The organism is Methanobacterium spitsbergense, assembly GCF_019931065.1.
In the GTDB taxonomy this organism is placed as follows: domain Archaea; phylum Methanobacteriota; class Methanobacteria; order Methanobacteriales; family Methanobacteriaceae; genus Methanobacterium_B; species Methanobacterium_B spitsbergense.
Window position 1 is genome coordinate 175,529 of the sequence record NZ_JAIOUQ010000007.1, and the last position, 23,778, is coordinate 199,306.

Annotated in this window: 21 protein-coding genes and 1 tRNA gene; 13 read left to right on the plus strand and 9 right to left on the minus strand. The window is 31.3% G+C overall.

The genetic code is table 11. From position 1 onward, the window contains the following. Window positions 1-87: 87 nt before the first annotated feature. Window positions 88-567: a CBS domain-containing protein gene (locus K8N75_RS06530; protein WP_048190010.1), complete on the plus strand. Its 480-nt coding sequence runs from the start codon at window positions 88-90 to the stop codon at window positions 565-567. Further along, a complete protein-coding gene (cfbC, locus tag K8N75_RS06535; RefSeq protein WP_223791282.1) occupies window positions 560-1,357 on the plus strand; it encodes a Ni-sirohydrochlorin a,c-diamide reductive cyclase ATP-dependent reductase subunit in 798 nt (265 codons plus the stop codon). The genes K8N75_RS06530 and cfbC overlap by 8 nt, the downstream gene beginning before the upstream one ends. 27 nt (window positions 1,358-1,384) lie before the next feature. On the opposite strand, the gene K8N75_RS06540 is transcribed toward cfbC, so the two are convergent. Together K8N75_RS06540 and K8N75_RS06545 are read right to left on the minus strand one after the other, a co-directional pair. Further along, the gene (locus K8N75_RS06540; protein WP_223791283.1) at window positions 1,385-1,843 is read right to left on the minus strand and encodes a GIY-YIG nuclease family protein; all 459 of its coding nucleotides are present in this window, start codon (window positions 1,841-1,843) and stop codon (window positions 1,385-1,387) included. Between the two features lie 80 nt (window positions 1,844-1,923). Further along, complete coding sequence (locus tag K8N75_RS06545; RefSeq protein ID WP_223791284.1) at window positions 1,924-2,760, minus strand: MBL fold metallo-hydrolase; 837 nt, start codon at window positions 2,758-2,760, stop codon at window positions 1,924-1,926. A 151-nt stretch (window positions 2,761-2,911) separates the two neighbouring features. On the opposite strand from K8N75_RS06545, the gene K8N75_RS06550 reads away from it, so the two are divergent. Then, entirely contained in the window at window positions 2,912-3,322 is a 411-nt protein-coding gene (locus K8N75_RS06550) for a DUF371 domain-containing protein (protein ID WP_223791285.1), read from the plus strand. A 131-nt stretch (window positions 3,323-3,453) separates the two neighbouring features. Here the strand turns inward: K8N75_RS06550 and K8N75_RS06555 are convergent. Then, window positions 3,454-3,536 (minus strand) — tRNA-Leu (locus K8N75_RS06555). A gap of 181 nt (window positions 3,537-3,717) precedes the next feature. Here K8N75_RS06555 and K8N75_RS06560 point away from each other — a divergent pair. Then, a complete protein-coding gene (locus K8N75_RS06560) occupies window positions 3,718-4,017 on the plus strand; it encodes a DUF167 family protein (RefSeq protein WP_223791286.1) in 300 nt (99 codons plus the stop codon). A gap of 37 nt (window positions 4,018-4,054) precedes the next feature. Here K8N75_RS06560 and rfbB read toward each other — a convergent pair whose 3' ends face one another. Further along, entirely contained in the window at window positions 4,055-4,996 is a 942-nt protein-coding gene (gene rfbB, locus K8N75_RS06565; RefSeq protein ID WP_223791287.1) for a dTDP-glucose 4,6-dehydratase, read from the minus strand. 583 nt (window positions 4,997-5,579) lie between these two features. Between rfbB and galU the strand changes: the two genes are divergently transcribed. Then, a complete protein-coding gene (gene galU / locus K8N75_RS06570; protein WP_223791288.1) occupies window positions 5,580-6,425 on the plus strand; it encodes a UTP--glucose-1-phosphate uridylyltransferase GalU in 846 nt (281 codons plus the stop codon). A gap of 149 nt (window positions 6,426-6,574) precedes the next feature. Here galU and galE read toward each other — a convergent pair whose 3' ends face one another. Both galE and K8N75_RS06580 read right to left on the minus strand, forming a co-directional pair. Then, window positions 6,575-7,552: a UDP-glucose 4-epimerase GalE gene (galE, locus tag K8N75_RS06575; protein WP_223791289.1), complete on the minus strand. Its 978-nt coding sequence runs from the start codon at window positions 7,550-7,552 to the stop codon at window positions 6,575-6,577. A gap of 46 nt (window positions 7,553-7,598) precedes the next feature. Then, window positions 7,599-8,507, minus strand: a complete 909-nt coding sequence (locus K8N75_RS06580; RefSeq protein ID WP_223791290.1) for a DNA-3-methyladenine glycosylase family protein — start codon at window positions 8,505-8,507, stop codon at window positions 7,599-7,601. A 283-nt stretch (window positions 8,508-8,790) separates the two neighbouring features. Between K8N75_RS06580 and K8N75_RS06585 the strand changes: the two genes are divergently transcribed. Next, window positions 8,791-9,108, plus strand: a complete 318-nt coding sequence (locus K8N75_RS06585) for a DUF2769 domain-containing protein (protein ID WP_223791291.1) — start codon at window positions 8,791-8,793, stop codon at window positions 9,106-9,108. A 387-nt stretch (window positions 9,109-9,495) separates the two neighbouring features. On the opposite strand, the gene K8N75_RS06590 is transcribed toward K8N75_RS06585, so the two are convergent. Then, window positions 9,496-9,960 (minus strand): hypothetical protein, encoded by a 465-nt coding sequence (locus K8N75_RS06590; protein ID WP_048190021.1) that lies wholly within the window; start codon window positions 9,958-9,960, stop codon window positions 9,496-9,498. A 399-nt stretch (window positions 9,961-10,359) separates the two neighbouring features. Here K8N75_RS06590 and K8N75_RS06595 point away from each other — a divergent pair, with 399 nt between their 5' ends. The 7 genes from K8N75_RS06595 (at window position 10,360) to K8N75_RS06625 (ending at window position 20,357) form a co-directional block, all read left to right on the plus strand. Further along, the gene (locus K8N75_RS06595; protein WP_223791292.1) at window positions 10,360-11,427 is read left to right on the plus strand and encodes a DNA double-strand break repair nuclease NurA; all 1,068 of its coding nucleotides are present in this window, start codon (window positions 10,360-10,362) and stop codon (window positions 11,425-11,427) included. Next, window positions 11,424-12,971 (plus strand): helicase HerA domain-containing protein, encoded by a 1,548-nt coding sequence (locus K8N75_RS06600; RefSeq protein WP_223791293.1) that lies wholly within the window; start codon window positions 11,424-11,426, stop codon window positions 12,969-12,971. The genes K8N75_RS06595 and K8N75_RS06600 overlap by 4 nt, the downstream gene beginning before the upstream one ends. Further along, window positions 12,971-14,116 (plus strand): metallophosphoesterase family protein, encoded by a 1,146-nt coding sequence (locus tag K8N75_RS06605; RefSeq protein WP_223791483.1) that lies wholly within the window; start codon window positions 12,971-12,973, stop codon window positions 14,114-14,116. Before K8N75_RS06600 ends, K8N75_RS06605 begins: the two co-directional genes overlap by 1 nt. Further along, complete coding sequence (locus K8N75_RS06610; protein WP_223791294.1) at window positions 14,106-16,811, plus strand: AAA family ATPase; 2,706 nt, start codon at window positions 14,106-14,108, stop codon at window positions 16,809-16,811. The genes K8N75_RS06605 and K8N75_RS06610 overlap by 11 nt, the downstream gene beginning before the upstream one ends. Window positions 16,812-17,290: 479 nt before the next feature. Next, a complete protein-coding gene (locus tag K8N75_RS06615; protein ID WP_223791295.1) occupies window positions 17,291-18,742 on the plus strand; it encodes a sensor histidine kinase in 1,452 nt (483 codons plus the stop codon). An 18-nt stretch (window positions 18,743-18,760) separates the two neighbouring features. Continuing rightward, window positions 18,761-19,204 carry a response regulator gene (locus tag K8N75_RS06620; RefSeq protein ID WP_223791296.1) on the plus strand — a complete coding sequence of 148 codons (444 nt, stop codon included), beginning with the start codon at window positions 18,761-18,763 and terminating at the stop codon, window positions 19,202-19,204. Further along, entirely contained in the window at window positions 19,173-20,357 is a 1,185-nt protein-coding gene (locus K8N75_RS06625; RefSeq protein ID WP_223791297.1) for a sensor histidine kinase, read from the plus strand. Before K8N75_RS06620 ends, K8N75_RS06625 begins: the two co-directional genes overlap by 32 nt. Window positions 20,358-20,470: 113 nt before the next feature. Here the strand turns inward: K8N75_RS06625 and K8N75_RS06630 are convergent, their stop codons facing one another. Together K8N75_RS06630 and serB are read right to left on the minus strand one after the other, a co-directional pair. Then, complete coding sequence (locus K8N75_RS06630) at window positions 20,471-21,859, minus strand: MFS transporter (RefSeq protein WP_223791298.1); 1,389 nt, start codon at window positions 21,857-21,859, stop codon at window positions 20,471-20,473. A gap of 150 nt (window positions 21,860-22,009) precedes the next feature. After that, window positions 22,010-23,773 carry a phosphoserine phosphatase SerB gene (gene serB, locus K8N75_RS06635; RefSeq protein ID WP_223791299.1) on the minus strand — a complete coding sequence of 588 codons (1,764 nt, stop codon included), beginning with the start codon at window positions 23,771-23,773 and terminating at the stop codon, window positions 22,010-22,012. Window positions 23,774-23,778: the final 5 nt, after the last annotated feature.

Sequence of the window (23,778 nt, forward strand, 5' to 3'; positions counted from 1 at the left end):
TAAACTAAAATTTTACTATTAAAAGATATCACTTTGTATTAAGACATTTTTTGGATGTTAAATATCAATAAAAAGGAGTCGATTTTAATGAATATTGAAGATGCTATGCAGAAAGATGTTATAAAATTCCATGAACTGGATAAAATAGTTGATGTTGCACAGAGTTTCAGAGAAAATAAAATAAGCGGAGCTCCTGTTGTTGATGATGAAAACAAGGTAGTTGGAGTTATCAGTGAAGGTGATATAATGAGGCTTATTGAAGTCCACTCACCAAAAATAAATCTCATACTTCCCGCTCCATTAGATTTAATTGAACTACCTATAAGAATGAAGCATGAATTGAATGAAATTGCAGAAGACATGGAGAAAGCAGGGTCAACTGTTATAGATCAGATCATGACTAGAAAGATCATAAAGATAGGGCCAGATGCTTCAATATCGGATGCTGCAGAGTTAATGGATTCTCATAAGGTTAAAAGACTTCCAGTAGTTGACAATGAAGGTAAATTAATAGGTATAATTACTAGGGGGGATATCATAGGGGCAATGGTGAGAGGGGATGAGTAAAACTAAAAAAATTGCAATTTATGGAAAGGGAGGAATAGGAAAATCCACCATTGTCTCGAACATTGCAGCAGCAAATTCAAAGGATAAAGAAGTACTTGTAATTGGTTGCGATCCTAAAGCAGATACAACACGTACACTAGTGGGTGAGAGAATACCTACGGTATTAGATACTTTAAAAATCAAAAAAAATGCAGTTACAGAGGATATACTTTATATGGGATATAACGATGTTAGTTGTGTTGAATCTGGAGGGCCTGAACCAGGAGTAGGTTGTGCAGGTAGGGGAGTTATTGTTGCAATGAATCTGCTCGAACGTCTGGGAATTTTTTCTGAGAATCTGGATTTAATTATCTATGATGTATTAGGTGATGTTGTATGTGGAGGTTTTGCAGTTCCACTGCGTGAGAATTTTGCAGATGAAGTTTACATTGTCACATCTGGAGAATATATGGCCCTTTATGCAGCCAACAACATATGTAAAGGTATTAAAAAACTAAATGGTAAATTTGGCGGCATTATATGTAACTGTCGAGGTATTGATAATGAACTTGAAATTGTACAAGAATTCGCTGAAAGGGTTAATAGCAGGGTTATTGGAGTAGTACCTAGAAATGAAATTGTACAGAAAAGTGAAATAGATGCAAAAACAGTTTTAGAAAAATTTCCTGATTCAAAACAAGCAGAAATTTACAGAAAACTTGCAAATTCAATAAATTTGAATAATGACTTTGTTATTCCGGAACCAATCGATGTTGAGGTATTTGATGAATTTTTCAGGAAATTTCAATGAGTAAAATCTGATTTATATAGTATAATTTCAATTTTTATTTATTAAATCATCTAACATTTTTGGGTCAAGTTCAAGTGTTTTAAATGCATCACGGCATGTTTTTACGGATAATTCAATTTCATCAAATCTGAAAAGATGTGAATCACATTTACAGTCAGAACAACCGAAACCGTGGATTTCAGTACCATGACATGATATTTTTGAAGCAAGCATACACTCCCATTTATTTTCATTGACTGCAAAGACTATCTCCTTTATCTCAGAACTAGAGCTGTTTAAGAGATAATCTACATGCCAAAAAAGTTTTTTTTTGTTGCTTAAATGTCTTTTTAAACGTGTTTCAAGTGAGTTCAGAGCCGAACCAACATACACATAATAACCCATTTTGAAATTAATAGGACCTTTTTTACCAACTTCAATAACTGTATCATCTCTTAATTGGATTATAATGCAATAAGTACCTTTTAATATAATTTTTTTTGTCATTTATACCTACTTTATTTTTTTATTTTTATTTGGAGATTAATAGTTTTAAACAGTTAAAAATAAGGGGATAATATAGAAAATTAAGGTAGAATAATTTCTTTACCCGATTCAAGTATTTGAAATTTATTTTTAAATCTATTTTTAAATTTGCACAATGCATCAAAACCAGTGCAATGACCAAATATCAAATATTTAGGATCAAACTTTACAAGTTCAGATATTGTACTTTCAATACGATCTTCATTAGCAGTTATTAGATGTGTGCCACCAATCACAGCGTAAACATTTTCATTAAAATATTTTGCAACAGAAGATACTGTATTTACAATACCCTTATGCCCACATCCAGATAAAATCACAAGTCCTTCTTGAGTTTTTATTACAAGAACAAGTTCATCTTCAAAGTTGTCGTGTAAGAAATTATCATTCTTCTCAATAAAAAATGAAGGGTCTAACTCTTCAAAATCATTGAAAAATGAAATTTCAGCAAATATAAAAATATTTGGTTCAATTTCTATTGTTTTAGAAATTAATTTCAATTTAGGTTGTAATTTTTTTTCTTTATCCTTTGTATCGGCATAAGAGATCTTAGATATTCCAATAAACTCCATATTATCATTTCTCATGATATATTTGGGTAAAATGGCTCTTTTATGTAAATAAATATTTGGTGAACTGTTATTTAGAACTTGAGACAATCCTCCTGTATGATCTTCATGGCCATGACTTAAAACAACGTGTTTCAAATTTTTAAAACCATTTAATTGTTCCATATTATGTTTCAGAACTTCTGGAGTTTTTCCAGTATCAAAAAGAACTTTAGAATCTCCATTTTCAATTAGAATTGAGAGACCGTGCTCTGCATAAAATTCAGACGAAAATTTTGCTGTATTATCATTGACACAAATTAATTTCATTTTTGTTTCTCCATGAAAATTAAGTGTAGATATATTATCTATTTAGATAGTTAAAATAAGTTTAATCAGTTCATATTTTATTATTAATAATATTTATGAAAGACACATATTGAAAGAAATTTGTAGTAATTAAGTTTAGAAGGTTAAAAAAATGGAATACACATTTATTGTAACAGGACATCCTAATGTAACATCAAAACATAAAACAACACTAGAGGTAACAAAGGATACTGAAATAGGAAAAACAGCTGATTGTATAATAGGGGTTAAATCTAAAGTATCAATGGGGGATATTCCCAAAAAAATATTAGATGCAATTAAGAATGAAGATACTCTTATAATTTTACGTCTTGAAACCGAAAATGCTATTGATGAGATAAAAGGTTATGGACATCCTGAGTTAACCCTAGATCATCCAACAGACATAGTTACAAGAAAAAGTAGTTTTAAATGTAGCAGAACGCTTATGATAAATGCAGATAAAGCTGCATGTGATCTTAATAACGAATTAATTGATGATTTAAAGAAATCTAAACCTTTAAAAGTTACAATTATTGTTTAATTTTTTATTAAAGTATTGTATTTGTATTAGTTACATGAAGAATATTTTTTATTGTTAAAAATAGCCTTAAAATAGTTGTTATCTGAATAGATTCAAAAAAATATTAAAATATTTTAAGTAAATAATTTAAGTGCAGGGGACGGGATTCGAACCCGCGAAGGGCTACCCCACTAGGCCCTCAACCTAGCGCCTTTGACCGCTCGACCACCCCTGCGTGATCAAATATTTATAAACATTTGAGCATACCAACTTCTTTAACTCTCACTATTTAAATGTTTTCCTTGTTTTAGCTGGACTCTAAAAACTCAATATTAACTTAATAAAGATGTGATACAAAATAAGAACTATTTAACCATATTATCAACTAATCTCTTAAATTAAAGGATAGATATTTTATGATTTGTTTGGATGCTATAACACCTACAAAGGATGGAATACTTCTTGAAGTAGAGGTCTCACCAAAATCTGACAAATTTAGAATATCTGGATATAATGAATGGAGAAAAGCATTGGAAGTTAAAATAAAGTCAGTTCCACAGAAAGGTAAAGCTAACAAGGAAATAATTAACGAATTTTCAAAAATCACACAACATCATGTTGAAATTATGTCGGGACATAAAAGTCATCATAAAACCTTGAAAATATATGATATGGATGAAAAAGAACTTCTAAATATTTTAAAACATTATTTCTAATTAATTAATTAAAAATTAAAAAAAAGGTAAATCTAATTTAAAACTTTGAAAAAAGAGTTATATTATCCTTATACCAGTTTATGGTTTGTTTAATAGCATCCTCAAATTTATGTTCTGGTTTCCATCCAAGTTTCATTATTTTAGTTGAATCAAGGGAATATCTTCTGTCATGACCGAGACGATCTTCAACAAACTTTATGAGGTTATCTGGTTTTCCAAGAGTATCCAGTATCATATGTGTAATTTCAAGATTATTTTTCTCATTTCCACCACCTATATTATAAACTTCTCCTAACTTCCCTTTCATTAGGGCGGTGTAAACTCCTGCACAGTTGTCGGGCGCATATATCCAATCTCGAACATTTTTACCATCACCATATACAGGTAATTCCTTATTTTGTATTGCATTTAATATGAACAGGGGAATGAGTTTTTCAGGAAACTGATATGGGCCGAAGTTATTACTGCTTCTTGTAATTATTACAGGAGCGCCGTATGTTTTATGATAAGCACTTACAAGTACATCAGCTCCGGCTTTGCTTGCAGAATATGGGCTTGAAGGATCAATGTTACTTTTTTCAGTGAAAGAACCATTATCTATACTTCCATAAACTTCGTCTGTAGATATCTGTAGATATTTTTCAACATCATATTTTCTAACATTTTCAAGAAGATTGTATGTACCAATGACATCTGTTTTAACAAATACCCCTGGATCTTCAATTGACCTGTCTACGTGTGTTTCAGCAGCGAAGTTCACAACCATATCACAATCTTTCATCACATTTTTAACTGCTTCCGAGTCTCCAATATCTCCTTTAATGAATTCTATTTTACTTTTTATATCATTGAGATAATCTGGATTGGCTGCATAAGTTAGTTTGTCAAATATTACTATCTCGTGATCTTGTTTCTCAACCATTTGATGCACGAAGTTACAGCCTATAAAGCCTGCTCCTCCTGTAATAAGCATTTTCATTTTTTTCACCAATATTTTGTTTTATTATTCAAATTTTTTCAGTGTAAATCATAAGTATTTTTCCTTAAATATCCCATATTGGAGTATTTTATATACCAATCTAGGGTATTTAACATCAGATTATCATAGTTTTAAGTTAGTTGGCACGTTAACGCAAAGCAGTATCGATACCAATGTTTTATTTCTGATACATAATGATTTGATTTGCATGAATTTTATCTTAAATGAAAAATTCATTTATTTGGACCGTAAATTGAAGATTTATGTATACATATTACAATACAATGCATTTGAGACATGATAGTGGTTTTAAAGTATGTCTGGTCAAATTTTATAAAAAGATCTTTGTTGCGCCTTAATATTTCCAACAACCAGCTTTTCTAGTAGGGATCACCATTAGATTTTGGTTTTTAATCATTCTATTATTCCAAAACCATTAATTCTCAAAAATTTTATATATTCCATTCCTATTAAATTATACCATTGATCTGCTTAATTTAATAATTAATTAATATATAGAATAAATAGGTCTTTATAATGATGTTTTAATATAACTTAAATCAAAAATTAGTGGTGATTTAATATGAAAGCTGTAATACCTGCTGCAGGGCTCGGTACGAGATTTTTACCGGCTACTAAAGCACAACCTAAGGAGATGTTACCTGTCTTCAACAAACCAACCATTCAGTATGTTGTTGAAGAGGCAGTTGCTTCGGGCATTGACGATATTTTAATAGTAACTGGTAAAGGAAAGAGATCAATCGAAGATCACTTTGATAAATCTTTTGAACTTGAATATTTCCTTAGAAACTGTGGTAAAATGGACAATCTCCATGAAATAGAAGCTATATCAGAAATGGCAGATATTTATTATGTTAGACAGAAAAAACAGAGGGGACTTGGAGATGCTATTTTATGTGCAAAAAAACATGTTGATGGTGATGCATTTGCTGTTTTATTAGGTGATACTATAGGAAGATCAAGTGTACCATGTACAAAGCAGCTTATGGACATCTATAACCAGTATGGATCATCTACAATAGCCATAGAGAAGGTTCCGGATGAAAAGATAGAAAGATATGGAATAATTAAAGGAAATAAAGTTTCTGAATCTTTATATGAAATAGAAGATTTAGTTGAGAAGCCAAAACTGCGTGATGCTCCCTCAAATCTTGCAATTACAGGTAGATATATTTTAACATCAGAAATATTTGATCATATAGAAAATCTAACTCCTGGTGTTGGAGGAGAAATACAACTAACTGATGCAATGAAATCACTTGAGAAGATATATGGCCATGTATTTGATGGTAAAATATATGATATTGGAAATACAGTTGAATGGCTTAAGAGCTCAATTGAATTTGCACTTGAAGATCCCGAGGTAGGAGAAGATTTAAGGAGTTATATGGCGGAAATTGTGAAATAATTACCATAACTTCTTTCAATTTGACTATTTATACTAATAATTGATATAAAATTTACATAATCTCATTTTTTCTTTTTTTACTATTATTGGACTTAATCTTGTTAAGATTATGCAATAAAAATTAGTTAAGATTAGTTAAAAAATTCTAGTTAAAATTTATTTGATATTTTTTTATGCCATTTCCATGCAGTTTCTACAATCTGGGAAAGATCATGGTATTTTGGTTCCCATTTTAATATATTGCGAACTTTATCCGAGCTTCCAATAAGAATTGGTGGATCTCCATGCCTTCTTTTATCTTCAACTGCATTTATTTCTTTTCTTGTAATTTCCCTAGCTTTTTCTATAACTTCCAAAACAGAAAATCCATTACCATTTCCAAGATTAAAATAATCACTTTTACCTCCATTCTCGAGGTATTGGAGAGCTTTTAAATGGGCATCAGCTAAATCTGTCACGTGTATGTAATCTCTTACACATGTACCATCAGGAGTATCATAATCTGTACCAAATATCTTAATATCACTCCTTTTTCCACTCGCTGCATCTAATATCAACGGTATCAGATGGGTTTCAGGATTATGAAGTTCACCTATCTCAGAATCAGGATCTGCACCTGCAGCATTGAAATATCTCAAAGAAACATATCTTAAATTGTATGCATTGCTATAATCTGATAAAATAGTTTCAACCATCAATTTTCCATATCCATATGGACTTATAGGATTTTGTGGATGAGTTTCAGTGATTGGAATCTCAATGGGATTTCCATAGGTTGCACAGGTAGATGAAAACACCAGTGTTTTTACATCAAATTCTAGCATTACCTTAATTAGGTTTAGAGTATTGCAAACATTGTTTATATAATATTTCTGGGGGTCTTCAACTGATTCACCAACATAGGTGAATGCAGCAAACTGCATTACAGCAGTTATTGGATATTTTTGGAATATCTTCCGTATTTCATTGATATTTCCAAGATCTCCACGTTCAAATATTCCCCATTTAACAAAATCTTCATGGCCATAACTCAAATTATCGAAAACAATGGTTTCATATCCATTATTATTAAGCTGTTTGTTAATGTGTGCACCTATATATCCGGCGCCACCAACTATAAGAATCATATTTAAAAGTATGGTAATCCCTATAAAAAAAAGTATCTATCCTAAATTATATTTTAATTGACATTAAATCTGCAATTATCAAATAGAAAACTACAAGACCACTCCAGTTACCCCAATTTTTAGCAATTGTTCTTAGTTGATGGCTTGTAATTGGTTTTCCACCTGTATAATAATGTGATACAACCCTTCTAAGTCCGATATCATCAGCAGGCAGCGCAACCATTCTATGCAATCCCCTAATTACAGCAAGTTCTGCGGTCCAGACTCCAATTCCACGTATTTTCATGAGTTGTTGGATAATTTCTGAAGTTTCTTGAGTTTTTAAACTATTTAAATCTATTTTGCCTTCTTTAATATTCTTTGATAATCCAATTACATATTCTGCCTTTCTGAAACTCAAGCCTACGTCTCTTAAATCTTGTTTTTTTAATTTAGAAATCGTTTCAGGCGTTGGAAATAAGTAGTAAGTTTTGGGTTTTATTTTTAGTTTTTCTCCATATTTTTTTACCATCTTTGTTTCGATACTACGTGCTGCCTTTAATGATATCTGCTGTTCGATTATTGATGTAACAATGGCCTCAAAGAATGTGGGTGTTGTAGGGCTGTTGAGACCTTTAAGCTTTAAAATAAGCTTCGACAATACATTTTCATTCTTTATATAATCATAAAAATCTTTGAGGTTGGAGTTTAGATTGAAAATCGAGATTACTTCATCTCTAACAAGTTCAATATCTCCTTTACTCAGCTCATTATCAGGTTTTATAGTTACAGATAATTCTGGTTCATCAACAGATCCCAATGATTGTACCTCGATCAGGAATAAATGCTTATTTATATTGATTACCTGCCAATAAATCCCGTTTTCATATTTCTGAATTTGAGGATCTCCATCAGAAAATATAATTGCGCTTAATTCAAAGTTAAATGGAGATTGGGGGCGTATTTTTATGATCAATTACATCACCAGAAATTACATTTCTTTTAATTACTATTTTTTTTGCCAAAAATTTTTTCTTGATTATATATTGAATTCAATAATTCAAATAGATTTTTGAATTTTATTATTTAATTTAACAATAGTTCAATGCTCCTTTAACTCTTGATGTCGATATACATGCACTTAAATCAGTTATAACAAGTTTTTTAACTAATTTTAGATTTTTAACCTTTATATTGCCTTTTCAATAATTTTATATAGAAATTTGGACATAATAAATATAATACAGGGGGATGAAAAATTGGGAAAAGTTGAAATAAACAAGGAAAACATTAACAAATGTCTGTGCAAAACATGTCCAGTTCAAACTGACAGCAAGTGTTCTAAGGATAAACTGGACATTATAAATGAGAAATTGAAGCAAGAAGGTGATATTAAAGATATTATTAAACCAGAAGAAGAACTTCCACTTGTTTACTGTTCATTTGGAAAGGCTACATGTACTGACCTTGCAAGCATGGAATTGTGTAAATGTACACAATGCAATGTGTGGTTGGATAATAATTTAGCTAATACCGAACCAATAGAATATTTCTGTATTGATGGTGCACCAAAGTAAAAATATTTAAAATTTTTTTTATGTATACTCCCCAATTTAATAAATTTCCATTATTAACTTCCATTAAAATTAGTTATTTCTATTAAAATTTTCAATTCATGAATATTTCCAATAGAAATCTCATTATGAATTAGTGCCAATTTAAATCAAATTAGCTCATGTAATTTTAAATGATATTACATTAACTTCATGTATAATTGAGCAAACCTTAACTTTATGATGGCACTTATACGAACTCAACAATCAAAGATATAAAACCCTATATAACACAACTACAATCAGATGAAAACACTTATATTGACATGTTTTGATTCAAATAAAAATTATAAAACTCGTCTTTATGATATTAAATATTTTATATGTTTTTAAAATAATAAATGGAGAATGTTAAAAGTTTAGTGTGTAATACTCGCCATCATGAAGTTGTATTTTCTTTATCAACCCTTTATTTTCCAATGCTATGATAAGGCTGTAGGTTTTTAGGCTTGTGAGTTTTAGTCCACCATAAAGCATATGGCCCTCAAGAAGAGTTTTTGATATCAGTCCAGATTCTCCTGCCACTTCTTTGATGATTTCAAATGCTTTTTCTTCTGTCTGATTAAGTTCTTCTTTTTTAACAGCTTCTTTTGATTCCCATACATTAATGTTGCCTGTTTCAAGAAGTTTAACTGTTCCATCCTGGTAAGATATGATATTCTTACTATCCAACATCATCAAGATATCTTTAAGATCCATTTCAGATAAATCAAGTTCTAATTTGAGTATCCTATATGGAATACCATTCTTGTATTCATTCTGATAGTATTTTATCTGATTTAAAACTATATTTTCCTTACGTGTTATGTGAAGCATACTAAGAATGGTATGTTAACAATATATTAAAGAGTTTCCGATGTGGGATTTTTAATGAATTCCATGGATTTAACACCCTAATGTTCAAATTATATACATATGATTTGTATTGATAAAAAAAATCTTAAGTATCTGCAAGCAAAACTTCCAGATAAGTAAACACAACTATTACATCAGTTAGATATGTATAAAAAAAAGATATTATTACAAAATAGAATGATTTGTTGATCTTTAAGGTTCATTTGAAGAACTCTTGAAAAAAAATGAAAACACATAATTTCTTTCAACATAATCACTTTTTTTAAATTGAATTGTCTCTAATAAAAATAAATATCCCTAAAACTTATGTAATATTGATAATGTTTTACTTTAGAATTAAAATGATGGATGGTTCTCATAATGATAGATTCTCTCTATGAAAAGGCTCTTGTAAAGAAAAATAACATAAACGCACGTATCAAAAGTGATTTTGATGATCCTAAATTTGATCCATCAAAATTCTGGAGAAACTATCGATTGAAGGAAGATAACAGGGAATTAACAATATGTGCTGGTGATGGGAGTATCAACAAAAAGAATTTTATGGGCTTTATTTTTTATGTAATCGATGCCGAATGTTTGATATACAACAAAAAGCTTCAGATTATTGAAAGTTCTGAAATAGATATCATACCACACCATCATTATGTTGATGATCGTTTGAGGAGTTATATGGGTATATTTGAGATTAAAAATGCTTTGAATGCATTTGAAAAACATGATATTGATGTTTTTCTTTTTGATGGATCTATCCTCGGAAACCTAATAAGACCATTTCCATTGGAAAAAAAAATTACTAATGATGTAAAAGAAGAAATTAAGATCAGATGTCTACCTGGACTCGAAAAAGAGTTGAAAAAGGAATTAGAACATTCAATAGTTGGAATAACTTCTTCTAAATTTGATGAAATAATTGGAGATTTTGAGAAAAAAACAGAAGCAATGATCTATCTGGAGAATCTTGAAAATCTAATGGTGATAAGCGAACTAATAAAAAATGAAGGGCCGGTAGTTGCGATATCCAAAACTTCAACCAGTAATGAATATTTCGAATCTGAGATACCAGACATGGCAATATTTGACAGATACAGTAGAAAAGAGGGATATTCTACACCTAAATATATCATTATTTCTACACAGGTTAAAAGAGAATTTCCCATTAAAAATGATTTCTTCCGAAGTTTAACCTTTACAATATTCTATGCAAGGCTTGAGGATCATAAAAATATTCTGAAATTTGAACTTCCATATTATGCATCTGAAGATAAAATAAAAGATATTCTAAAGATTGTTAAAAGTAAGAGTGCAGAAGGATATCCTTTGCTTCTTAAAAAGGCTCATAATGATGTGGTCATAAGAAAAGTTGATCTGGAGAGGCTTTCAAAAATCATAGGATTCATGGAGAAAAGCGGGAGGGAGATGTTATGAATGATGATACTGATGGAGTTATAGGAAGGTGTATAGGAGAAACATCCCTAGTTGATGTGAGTTTCATCTCCAAAGAAATGCCCAAAGTGGGGGAGTATGTTTCGTTGGAATACGACGGAAAAAATGTACTGGGAATGATAGAAGCCCTTGTAAGAGGGAGTGTATCAATAAATAATGAGATATATGACCCTAAAACCATAGAAAAAATAAGAATGATCGAGGGTGACGACCATTACATAAGGGGTAAGGTTAGAATATTGGGAGATATTGACAATGATCTTAGAATTCCAAGAACACCTGCACCACCTGGAACAGAAATAAAAGCAGCAGATTCTGCTGTTTTAAGTGAAATATTCCAGGTAGGAAATTATGGTTTAAAACTTGGAAATCTTATTACACAGGATCAGGTATCAGTTGAGATTGATATAAACAAAATGGTTTCCAGACATCTTGCAGTTCTAGCAATGACTGGGGCAGGTAAATCTAACACCGTATCCGTGCTTGTTGATGGTCTTTTAAAGGTTAATGGGAGTGTTTTAATTTTTGACATGCACTCCGAATATGTGAATACAGAGTTTGGAGAAGGTAGAGTTAATATAATAAAGCCATTAATAAATCCGATTTACATGTCATTTGGAGAGATAAAAAAACTTTCAAACATACCTTCAAATGCCTATGTACAAGAAAGATACTTTAGAAAGGCTTATAGGCTTGCTCAGAAGGATCTTTCCAAAGGTTCGGTATATGGAAAGGATTTTATAGGACTTATTATCAATAGACTTGAATCATGGCTTTTAGAAGAATCGGATGAATCTGAAGGTAAATCATCCAATGCATCTGATAGAAAATCAATAACAGATGTTTTAAACAAAGTTGAACATATGCAGGATAAATATGGTAACATATTAAGCTTAGAAGCCAGCGATGTTATTGATAATTTAAAGGTGGGTAAAGCAAACATACTGGATCTTGGTTCAGTTGATGAATTTGCATCGGATGTAGTTGTAAGTCACATATTAAGAACAGTTCTAAAGAGCAGAAAAGAATTTTTGAGAACAGGAACCGGATTAGGTTTTCCAATATTCCTTATATTAGAAGAAGCACATATTTTAGCACCTCAAAACAGGACCACAGAATCAAAACTTTGGATAAGTAGAATTGCAAGAGAAGGACGTAAATTTTCTGTTGGACTTTGTATGGTAAGTCAGAGTCCAAAATCCTTGGATTCAGATGCTCTATCACAGGCAAATAATATGATAATACTAAGGTTAGTTGAACCCACAGATCAAAACCATGTTCAACGGGCTAGTGAAAATCTAAGCGATGACCTCATAGCACAGTTACCTTCATTGAACATTGGAGAAGCCATAGTTTTAGGGCTCATGACTAAAATACCCACATTAGTAAAGATAGATGAATTCAAGGGAAAAATAACAGGTGGAGATCTCAACATAGTTGAGGAATGGTCAAAATCTGCAAAAAAAGAAAAAAAGACCCTGAAACAGCAAAAACAGGAATATGAAGAACTTGGAGGAGATTATTGATGCAGTTTGTCCATATGGCGGATACTCATCTTGGTTACAGACAGTATGGATTATCAGAACGTGAAAATGATTTTCTTAATGTTTTCAATCATGCAATCGACGAGGTTGTAAATGAGAGACCAGACTTTATTATACATTCGGGGGATTTCTTCGAATATTCAAGACCTCCAACCAAAGCATTGTTAACGGCACAAAATGGTATTTCAAGGTTAAAAAATGAAAAAATTCCAATATATGCAATAGCCGGTAATCATGATGTTGTAATGAAAAAAAATGCTATTCCTCCCCAAATATTGTACAAAGATTTTGGCTTAAAGATCATAAGTCCAAAAAATCCATTTTTCATAGAAAAAGATGTGTTTATAGGAGGGGCACCCTACTCATCTAAATATACTTCAAAACATCTAGTTGAACGGCTTCAAACTATAGAAAAAGCATCTGGTGAATATAAAAAAACTATACTAGTACTCCATCAAGGAATTGACCGTTATATGCCCTATGAATATGAAATTAAGATAGGGGAAGTTCCACAGAGCTTCAACTACTGTGCCTTTGGACATATTCACGAGAGAATAGTGGATGATTTTGGAGAAGGAAAACTCGCATATCCTGGTTCAACTGAAATATGGCGATCAAATGAAGTTGAAGGATATAAAAAGAATGGTAAAGGCTTTTATTTGGTAGATATTGGTGGAGATCTACCTGAAATTGAAAAGATAGATATTAAATTGCCACGTGAGTTTTTAAAAGAAACAATACAATATACTCAACTACAAGAAGAAATAGCCCGTATAAATGCGATTATAATGAAATTAAAAGAAAAACCCGTACTAAATATAATAGTTACAGGTGGAAACTTCAGCAGATCTGAAGTCTATGAAATTATTAACCAAGCGTTTTCAAACGAATGCCTTTCTGTTAGGTCGAAATACGTCCCAGATATACTTGACGAAAATCTTAATATTGCCAATATGGAGAGAGATGCCCTCAACATAAAAAGAATGATAAAAGAACATTTAAAAGATTTTAACGACGAAAAAGTATCTGATCTAGCAACAGGATTACTTAAAGAAATGTCAGAGGGAGAATTTGACAAAGCAGAGGATATGACCAAAAATTTCTACGAGGGACTCAATGATAATTGAAAGTATACATATGAAGAATTTCAAATCACATACAGACACCCAAATAGATTTTAACACGGGAATTTCCATAATAATGGGAGGAAATGGAGCGGGAAAATCCAGTATTCTCGAAGCTGTAAGCTTTGCACTTTTCAAACAGCATTCAAGTAAAAAAATAGACCAGCTCATTACAATTGGCAACAATAATAACAAGATGTCTGTGACACTTGAATTCACATCAAGTGGGAGAAAATACAGTGTTACAAGGGAACGCAGTAGAACCTCCTCAAAAGCCAATATAATGATCAAAGAAGGTCAAAGTTTTCATCAACTGGCTTCTGGCGATAACCAGGTTACAAGAGAGATTCAAAGCATTCTTGAGATGGATGGCGATTTATTTCTTAATGCCGTCTACGTTAGACAGGGAGAAATTGCTGATCTTGTTGATAAAACTCCTGCTGAAAAGAAACAAGTCATTGGAAAACTTTTAGGTTTAGAATCTCTAGAAAAAGCATGGAAAAATATGCTGCCTTTAGTTAATAACTATGAAATGGAAAAAATAAAATTAGAAGGTAAATTGGAAACATTAGATGGTTTAAAAAATGAAATAAACCTCAAAAATGCTGAAAAATTACAGATAAATAAAGATATTCAGGAACTATTCTCAAAAATAGAACAATTTCAATCTCAATTGGATTTAATCACTAAAGAGAAAGAAAAACTGGATAATGATAAAACAGTATTTGATGCTACGAAATCTACTTTGGAATCAAAAAAACTGATTTTAGAAAATTTAAAGGAAGATGAATCTCATCTTAAAATACAATTAAATGATATTAAAAATAAGGAAAATGAAATTGAAGCAATATTACCTAAATTACCAAAACTTGAACTTTTAATAAAGCTTAGAGATTCATTAGAAAATTTAAGAAGAACACAGAGAGATGAAACTCAAATCAGTAACATAATTGAAAAGATCCACTTTTTCAAAGATCAAATAGAAAAAAATGAGAAGTATTACTTAGATTATTCTGATTTAGAGGATCAAATTAACAAAATTGAAAAAGAAAGAACAAATTTTGAAGGATCAAGGGCTTTGCTTGAACAGAACTTGAATAGGAAGCAACAAACTATTGAAAAAATGGGAAGATCCCATGATAAAATAGTAAAAATTTTAAAAGAAAGCAATAAAACCCTTGGAACAAATTTTAGTTTAATTGAAGAATTTGAATCGTATATTAAATCTGAAAAACCTGTTATTGAGAAACTAATTGAAGAGTTTGACATTAAAATAAACAAATTTAAAGAGGAAATATCTAATCTAAAAACTCAAAATCAAGACCTTAAAAAACCAATTTCTGAATTAGAATACGTAAAAGAAAAATGTCCGATTTGTAAGTCGCCAATTGACTCTGTTAAACGAGATGAATTAATTCAAGATTACTCTTCTAAAATAGAATCAAATAAAAATAAAATATCCAGTTTAAACAGTGCAGTTGAAGTTTTATCAAAAGATAAGCTGGTTATGGCGAATAAATATTCTGATATCTCTTTAATTAATATAGATGTATTAAAAGAACAGCTTGGAACTTTAGAAGAAGGTCAACACGATATAAAATTGATAAATGATAACATAAAAAAATTGGAAATTCAAGTTTTAACATTAAATCAGATAGATGAAAAAATTCATGAGAAAAAAGAAGCTTTAAAAGAGTTGAAACCTAAATATGAAGAATATTTAAGTGCAAATGGTTCATTGAAATCTTTGGGAGATTATGAAGTACAAAAAAATGATCTGAAAGAGATACAAGAGAATATATTCTCCATTAAAGAGCAGATCAGCAATTTAATTGAAGCTACTGGAGAAAGCATAGAAAATCTGGACGATGAAATAAAAGAACTAGAAGGTACAAAAAATAAATATCAAAATCTTTTAGGTGCTATAGCATTGAAAGAATCTTCATTAAACAGAATGAAACATGTTCAAAATAGTATAAATGAACTTGAATTACAGATCCAAGATCTTAAACTACAAATAGAAGAGATATCATTTGATAAATTACTTCATAATAAATTAATTCAGGATAGGGAGTCTAAAAACCAAGAATTAGTAGATTTAAAAGGCAAAAAACAGGAGTTAATTGGAAAGGAAAGTGGGATAGTAACTGTATTAACAGACCTTCAAAATAAATTAGTATCATACAAAAGCTATCAAAATGAAGTTAAAAAACTTAAAGACTTTATCAAACTTTTAAATTATATACGCGACATTTACAGTAAAGATGGAGTTCAAAAAGATCTCAGAAATATTTCAAGACCTCTCATTGAACAGAATACAAGGGAGTTCTTTGAAAAGTTCAACTTTGAATATTCTGATATAAAACTTGACAATGATTATGATGTAACTGTGTATGGCCCTGCAGGGGAAAGTAATTTAGATATGATAAGTGGCGGTGAAAAAATTGCTGTTGCCCTAGCATTAAGACTTGGAATTACCCAAACACTATCTGGAGGTAATCTAGAATTGATTATGCTTGATGAGCCCACCATACATCTAGATGCATACAGACGTCAAGAGCTAATAGATTTATTAAAGAGAATGTCTATAATTCCTCAAATGATAATTGTAACCCATGATTCAGACTTGGAAGATGCTGCAGACAATATTTTAAGGGTAATTAAAGAAGATGGCGAATCAAAAGTATCTGATTTCTAATATTTTGCGTCTTATACTTAATTCCAATTATAGGGCAATTAAAAATTATTAATTATTTTTTATTCATCATCTTTTTTTAATAATCCAATATCCAAAAGTACAAGGCTTTTTAGTTCTAAAAACAGACATTAATCCATAGTTAATGAAATTTCCTATAAATATTTGAAATATAAGTTAATCACAAGATAAAATGAGATATAAAACAAATTCAAAACTGAACTGATATTTAAAGTCCAAATTTATGATAATGCCCACATATATGTCTCTTTATAAATTTTATTTTTATTCAATTCGTTTTTGACTTAATACTTTAGTCCATATTTTAAATAAATAAATTTTTATGTGCTTAATCCAATATTACCATTATACTTTGTTACTCTTACTCCAAATTTTTTTTAATTTTTTATTGAGTAGAAGTTCAAAAATCAATATATTATTGATGTAATCATTAATTTGCATAAAGATTGGTGGGGGAATAATTGAAAAAATCCAATGTTTATAATCGTAGTTTAATTGAGGCTAGTTTGGATCCATTAGTAACAATTGGTAGAGAAGGGAAGATTACAGATGTTAATGAGGCTACAGAGAAAGTTACAGGTTATTTGAGGCAGGATCTTATAGGTACTGATTTTTCTGATTATTTTACTGAACCTGAAAAGGCAAAAAAAGGTTATCTGCAAGTATTTCGTGATGGTTTTGTTAGGGACTATCCTCTAGAGGTCCATAATAAAGATGGAAATATCATACCTGTACTTTACAATGCATCGGTATACCGGGATGAATCAGGGGAGGTTATTGGAGTTTTCGCAGCGGCACGTGACATCTCTAAACTTAAAAAAGTTCAAGATGAACTTAGATTTGCCAGCCTATATAATCGTAGTTTAATTGAGGCCAGTTTGGATCCATTAGTTACTATTGGGGCTGAGGGTAATATTACCGATGTTAATAGGGCTACAGAGAAAGTTACAGGTTATTCAAGAGATGAACTTATTGGCACAGACTTCTTGGATTATTTCACTGAACCTAAAAAGGCTAGGGAAGGATACCAAAAGGTGTTCAAAGAAGGTAGTGTCCGAGATTATGCACTAGAAATCAAACACAAAAATGGACATATCACACCAGTTCTTTATAATGCATCAGTATATAGGGACGATTCTAATAGGGTTATAGGTGTTTTTGCATCTGCACGTGACATAACTGAACTTAAAGAAGCTGAAAAAATATTGAAATTAAAATTAGATGAGTTAACTCGTTCAAATGCTGAACTGGAACAGTTTGCTTATGTATCATCCCATGATCTACAAGAACCTTTGAGAATGATAGCGAGTTACTTACAACTTTTAGAACGGAAATATAAAGGTAATCTGGATTCAAAAGCAGATAAATATATACGATTTTCAGTTGATGGTGCAACTCGTATGCAAAAACTAATAGATGATCTTTTAGAGTTTTCACGCGTAACAACACATGCACAAGAATTTAAACCAACAGATCTTGAATCAATATTCGCACAGGTACAGTCCAATCTAGAAATCTCTATTAAAGAGAATAATGCATTGATATCTCACGATCCTTTACCCACCATTATGGCAGATAAAACACAAATAACTCAAGTATTTCAAAATTTAATCAGTAATGCACTGAAATTCAGAAGTGAATCTCAATCAGAAATTAAAATATCTGTTGAAAAAAGAAAAAATGACTGGTTATTTGGAATTAAGGATAATGGAATTGGAATTGACCCTAAACATTCAGACAGAATCTTTGATGTTTTCAAAAGACTTCACAAAAAAAAGGATTACCCTGGTACAGGAATAGGTCTTTCCATATGTAAAAAGATTATTGAAAGACATGGAGGCGGAATATGGGTGGAATCTGAGCTTGGTAAAGGTTCCACTTTTTATTTTACATTGGCAAATTTGGATAATTAATAACAGGAGTATGATTATATGGACACAAACCCGATAGAAATTCTTTTAGTGGAAGACAATGAAGGAGATGTTGGATTAGTTGAAGAAGTATTTGAAGATGCTAGAATTAGGAATATTATCCATGTAGCCGAAGATGGTGAAGAGGCAATGGAGTTTTTAAATAAAGAAAAAAAATTTGATAATGCCCCTACACCCGATTTAATCCTATTGGATCTAAATTTGCCTGGAAAAGATGGTCGAGAAGTACTTGAAGAAATAAAAAAAGACAACAAACTTAAATCGATTCCGGTTGTTGTTTTAACCACTTCAAAGGCAGAGGAAGATATTATCAAATCCTATGATCTTCATGCTAATTCATACATAACTAAACCAGTTGACTTTGACCAGTTTATAAAAGTTGTTAAATCTATTGAAGACTTTTGGTTGGAAGTTGTTAAACTACCAAATTCTAAAGAGTATTAAAGGTAAATTCATGTATAACTCCAGTAACAAACCAATTGAACTATTGCTTTTTGAGGATAATCTTGGAGATGCGGGTTTAATAGAGGAAATGCTAGAAGAGTCTGATGGAGTATACCATCTAGAAGTAGTTGAAACTCTGGAAGAAGGGTTGGTTCTTCTAAAAGATAGTTTTTTTGATATTATTCTTTTGGACTTAGGATTACCAGATAGTGATGGAATTGATACATTAATAGATGTTCATAAAATTTCCACGAAAACTCCTATAATCGTATTAACTGGGTTAAACAAAGAAGAAATAGGTATATTTGCGGTTAAAATTGGTGCTCAAGATTATTTAATTAAAAAAGAAATTGATAGCAAGCTTTTAAAACGTTCTATAAGGTATTCTATTGAACGAAAAAAAATTGAAAGTGAACTTCAAAATTATAAGTCAAATCTTGAAGATAAAGTTAAAGAACGAACAAAAGAACTAGAACAATCTAATAAAGAGTTACAACAGTTTGCATATGTTGCCTCCCATGATCTTAGAGAACCTCTGCGTATGATTTCGAGTTTCCTTCAATTACTGGAAAGACGGTATAATGAACAGTTAGATGAAGATGCAAATGAATTCATAGAATTTGCTGTTGATGGAGCTAAGCGTTTAGATTCAATGATTAAAGACCTTTTAGAGTATTCTAGAGTGGCCAATAAAAAGAGAAAATTTAACGATGTAGATCTTAATGAAGTGTTAGAACGTACTAATTTAAATTTAAAATTAGCCATTGACGATAATAATGCAGAAATAATTGCTAATAAATTACCTACTTTATCCGGTGATGAACAATTACTTGTTCAACTGTTCCAAAACCTTATTAGTAATTCCATTAAGTATCGAAGTAAAGAAAATCCTATAATTCAAATATCTGTTAATAATGAAATGAATCATTTCATATTCTTATTTAAGGATAATGGTATTGGAATCTCTACAAAACATTTGGAAAGAATCTTTACTATTTTTCAACGACTCCATACTCGAGAAGAATATGAAGGAACAGGAATTGGACTTGCAATTGCACAAAAAATTGTTCAACAGCATGGAGGACAGATATGGGCAGAATCTGAACCTGGAGAAGGTACTATTATATACTTCACAATTCCTTACAATAACTAAAAATCATTAAATTGGTTTATTGAGGTAAAAAATTAAAATAAATAATTATTTTTTAAATTCTTTGTAATTCATTTTTTTTCAATAATTTTATTGAATTTGGATGGAAAATTATTTTAAATAGATGATTTATTTTTTTGTTTTATTAGAGCCGCAAAAATACCAATAAAGCATAAAACAGTACAGATTAAGAATACCGTGTGTATACTATTAAGAAGTGCAGGATACTGTAAAGTAGTGATTTGAACATTTCCAATGAATATTGCAAACACCATTAGTGCAAGTCCCATACTGAATGTTTGACCTAAAAGTCGCATTGTACTTACCATGGCAGATGCAACTCCATAAAACTTTCTTTCAACAGAACCCATAATTGCATTGGTGTTTGGTGATGAGAAAAATCCAAATCCCGTTCCAATAATTATCAAACCAACAGTAATAAATGCTATACTTGTTTGTGCATTGATAAAAGCAAACAAGAAAAGACCAATAGTTGATAATGCCATCCCTAAAGCAGCTAATTTTTGTGGAACGAACTTGTCCGAAAGTCTTCCAGCTATAGGTGCAAATATTGCCATCATAACTGGCTGTGCAACTAATATTAAACCTGCAGATAATGGATCCAATGCCTTAATGTACTGTAAGTACAGGCTTAAAAGAAATGTTACTGCAAAGGTTGCACTGTAGTTAATTAGAGCAGCAAGATTTGAAAATGCAAATGTTCTATTCTTAAACAATTTAACATTAAGTACTGGGCTCTCAAGCTTCAACTCATACATTAAAAATCCTATAAATCCTATAATTCCACCTATAACCAGAATAATTCCTGTTATATGGGGGAGTGTTGAAAATCCGTACATAACCATTACAAGCACTATACTATAAAATATAGAACCTTTAATATCGAATTTTTCTCCTTTACATTCTGCCCATTCATCATTTAATTTCCAATAAGTCAAAATGAGAATCAAAATACCGAGTGGGATCATTGCATAGAATAAACTTCTCCATCCAAAATATTGGGTCATTATCCCTCCTAAAACTGGTCCAAGGGATAGAGCTATATAAACAGTTGCTATGTTTATTCCTATGGCTTTACCTCTTTCCTGTGGGGGATAGACCGAAGTTATGATTGCAAGGCCTGTAACAAATATCATAGCTCCACCAATTCCCTGAAGTATTCTGAATATAATCAGAGATTCAGTTGATGGTGCAACCGCAGACAGAAACGAAGCTACAGTGAATATGATTATTCCATAGCTGAATATTTTTTTCATGCCATAAATGTCTGATATTCTGCCGAATGGAACTGCAAACATGGCTGCTGCTAATAAAAATGAAGTTGGAACCCAACTTAATAGGATTGCACTTGAAGCAAATTCTGACCCTATAACTGGAAGTGCAATGTTAACTGCTGAACTCATAAATGGTGTTAAAAAGTTGGCTAAAGTTGCCACTAACAATGCTGCAATCCTAATTGAACTGGCTGTCTGTGCTTGTTCCATGAATAATGTTCTCCAGTAAAGTGAATTCAATTATCTCTTTAAATAATCAAATATTAATAAACTTTGGATTTTGTCCATTAAATGAATACAAGTTTAAAACAAATAAAAAAAAGTAATATAAAAAAAATTTAGAAGTGTTTGATTGAATAATCAAACAATATTATGCTTCTGCAGGAGCCTGAGTTCTTCAGTTGAGAGTTTTTTACCCTCTTTGAATTTCTCGTATATATCCCTTGCAATTTCCTTTTCAGCCATGTTTTTCTTTTTACTTTTCTCGCTTTCCATATTCCGTTCTTTGGCTTTGACTTTGTCAAGACCTTTATTTTTCCTTCTAATTTCATTAAGAACAGCTTTTACCTCTTCATGTTTTGCGGAGGCTGTTTCACGAGTTTCTATGAACTGATTATGTGCAAGATCTGCCTTTGCTCTTACTTCATCAATGTTTTTGAAGTATTCAAGCATGCTTTCATGTGTTTCCTGAGCTTTGTCAGAAAATTCAACAACTTTAGCATGATGAGCTTCTGAAACCTCTTTAAGTGCTACTGCTTCGGTCTGAACCTTTTCATCTTCTTTCATCTCTGAAAGAGTTTTACTTAGATCTTGAACTTTTTTAACTAGTTCGTTCTCTTTTCTCATGTCAAGAACTTTGGTTTCTATTGTTTTCTCTAGTTTATCAATCTCACCCTGAATTTTAAGTATGTCCCTTCTTCCAGAGGCATATTCCATCTTTTTCAGTTCCTGATTGGTTTCGTCCCGAAGTTTCTTATACTTACGGACTTCTTTGTTGATATTGTCACGTTCATCCCGGTATTTGAGAGCTTTATCCAGATTTTCTTTAATACTGGCGTTTAATTCGTCTCTTACCTTTTTGAATTCACGTGCATTTTCATTTAAGTCGTCACGTTCTTTTGTAAGCACCTTAAGTCTCTTTTCGAGATCTTTTTTGTTTGAAAGTAGTTCACCAAAGCTTTTCCCGGCATCAGGATTAGGTTCAGATTTCACTTCAGCTTTTACATCTGGAGATGATTTTTTGGCTGGTGATTCCTTTTTAGATGCTTCTGATGGTTCTTTGGTTGTTTTTTCTGTTTCTTCCTTTGCAGGTTCTTCGGTTTCTGCTGGTGTTTCTTCCTTTGCAGGTTCTTCGGTTTCTGCTGGGGTTTCTTCCTTTGCAGGTTCTTCGGTTTCTAATGGTGTTTCTTCTTTTTTAGTTTCTGCTATTGTTTCTTCTGGTGCTGTGTCTTCAGCCTTTTCTGGGGTTGTTTCATCTGAGGTTTCGTTTTCTTTTTCTTCTTTATTGAATACTTCAAGAACTTCTTTTAAATCTCTTTTTTCAACAACAACATCTGCTTTTTCTTTTAAAACTGGTTTTGCATTGAATGCTATTCCTAAACCTGCTTCTTCAAGCATTGACACATCGTTTGCACCGTCTCCTACTGCTGCAGATTCTTCTGCTTTTATTTTTTCCATTTCCATTATCTCCTTCAGGACTTCTGCCTTTGAGCCTTTTACTAGTGGGCCGCTGACTTCTCCTGTTAATTTTCCCTCTTTTTCATGGAGAACATTTGAAAATGCGTAATCCAAACCAAGGTCATCTTTCATCCGATTGGCGATGATTTCAAAACTACCGGTTATGGTTGCGATTTTATATCCTCTTTTTTTGAGTTCTGCAATAGTTTCTTCTGCCCCTTCCATGAAGGGGATTTTTGAAACGACATCTTTAATATCTTCAACTGAAGCACCTTTTAATAGTGCAACTCTCTCTTTGAGAGCAGTTTCAAAATCTAGATCGCCTTCCATTGCTTTTTTAGTTATCTCTGAGATTTCTGCTTCAACGTCCATTAATTTGCCTATTTCATCTATGGCTTCCCCATCAATAAGAACGTTATCAAGATCGAATGCTATGAGTTTAATCAAAAGAT

Excerpts from the sequence above, each read along its gene's own strand:
- K8N75_RS06530 (WP_048190010.1), top strand. The coding sequence starts at position 88 with ATGAATATTGAAGATGCTATGCAGAAAGATGTTATAAAATTCCATGAA.
- cfbC (WP_223791282.1), top strand. The coding sequence starts at position 560 with ATGAGTAAAACTAAAAAAATTGCAATTTATGGAAAGGGAGGAATAGGA.
- K8N75_RS06540 (WP_223791283.1), bottom strand. The coding sequence starts at position 1,843 with ATGACAAAAAAAATTATATTAAAAGGTACTTATTGCATTATAATCCAA.
- K8N75_RS06545 (WP_223791284.1), bottom strand. The coding sequence starts at position 2,760 with ATGAAATTAATTTGTGTCAATGATAATACAGCAAAATTTTCGTCTGAA.
- K8N75_RS06550 (WP_223791285.1), top strand. The coding sequence starts at position 2,912 with ATGGAATACACATTTATTGTAACAGGACATCCTAATGTAACATCAAAA.
- K8N75_RS06560 (WP_223791286.1), top strand. The coding sequence starts at position 3,718 with ATGATTTGTTTGGATGCTATAACACCTACAAAGGATGGAATACTTCTT.
- rfbB (WP_223791287.1), bottom strand. The coding sequence starts at position 4,996 with ATGAAAATGCTTATTACAGGAGGAGCAGGCTTTATAGGCTGTAACTTC.
- galU (WP_223791288.1), top strand. The coding sequence starts at position 5,580 with ATGAAAGCTGTAATACCTGCTGCAGGGCTCGGTACGAGATTTTTACCG.
- galE (WP_223791289.1), bottom strand. The coding sequence starts at position 7,552 with ATGATTCTTATAGTTGGTGGCGCCGGATATATAGGTGCACACATTAAC.
- K8N75_RS06590 (WP_048190021.1), bottom strand. The coding sequence starts at position 9,960 with ATGCTTCACATAACACGTAAGGAAAATATAGTTTTAAATCAGATAAAA.
- K8N75_RS06595 (WP_223791292.1), top strand. The coding sequence starts at position 10,360 with ATGATAGATTCTCTCTATGAAAAGGCTCTTGTAAAGAAAAATAACATA.
- K8N75_RS06600 (WP_223791293.1), top strand. The coding sequence starts at position 11,424 with ATGAATGATGATACTGATGGAGTTATAGGAAGGTGTATAGGAGAAACA.
- K8N75_RS06605 (WP_223791483.1), top strand. The coding sequence starts at position 12,971 with ATGCAGTTTGTCCATATGGCGGATACTCATCTTGGTTACAGACAGTAT.
- K8N75_RS06610 (WP_223791294.1), top strand. The coding sequence starts at position 14,106 with ATGATAATTGAAAGTATACATATGAAGAATTTCAAATCACATACAGAC.
- K8N75_RS06620 (WP_223791296.1), top strand. The coding sequence starts at position 18,761 with ATGGACACAAACCCGATAGAAATTCTTTTAGTGGAAGACAATGAAGGA.
- K8N75_RS06630 (WP_223791298.1), bottom strand. The coding sequence starts at position 21,859 with ATGGAACAAGCACAGACAGCCAGTTCAATTAGGATTGCAGCATTGTTA.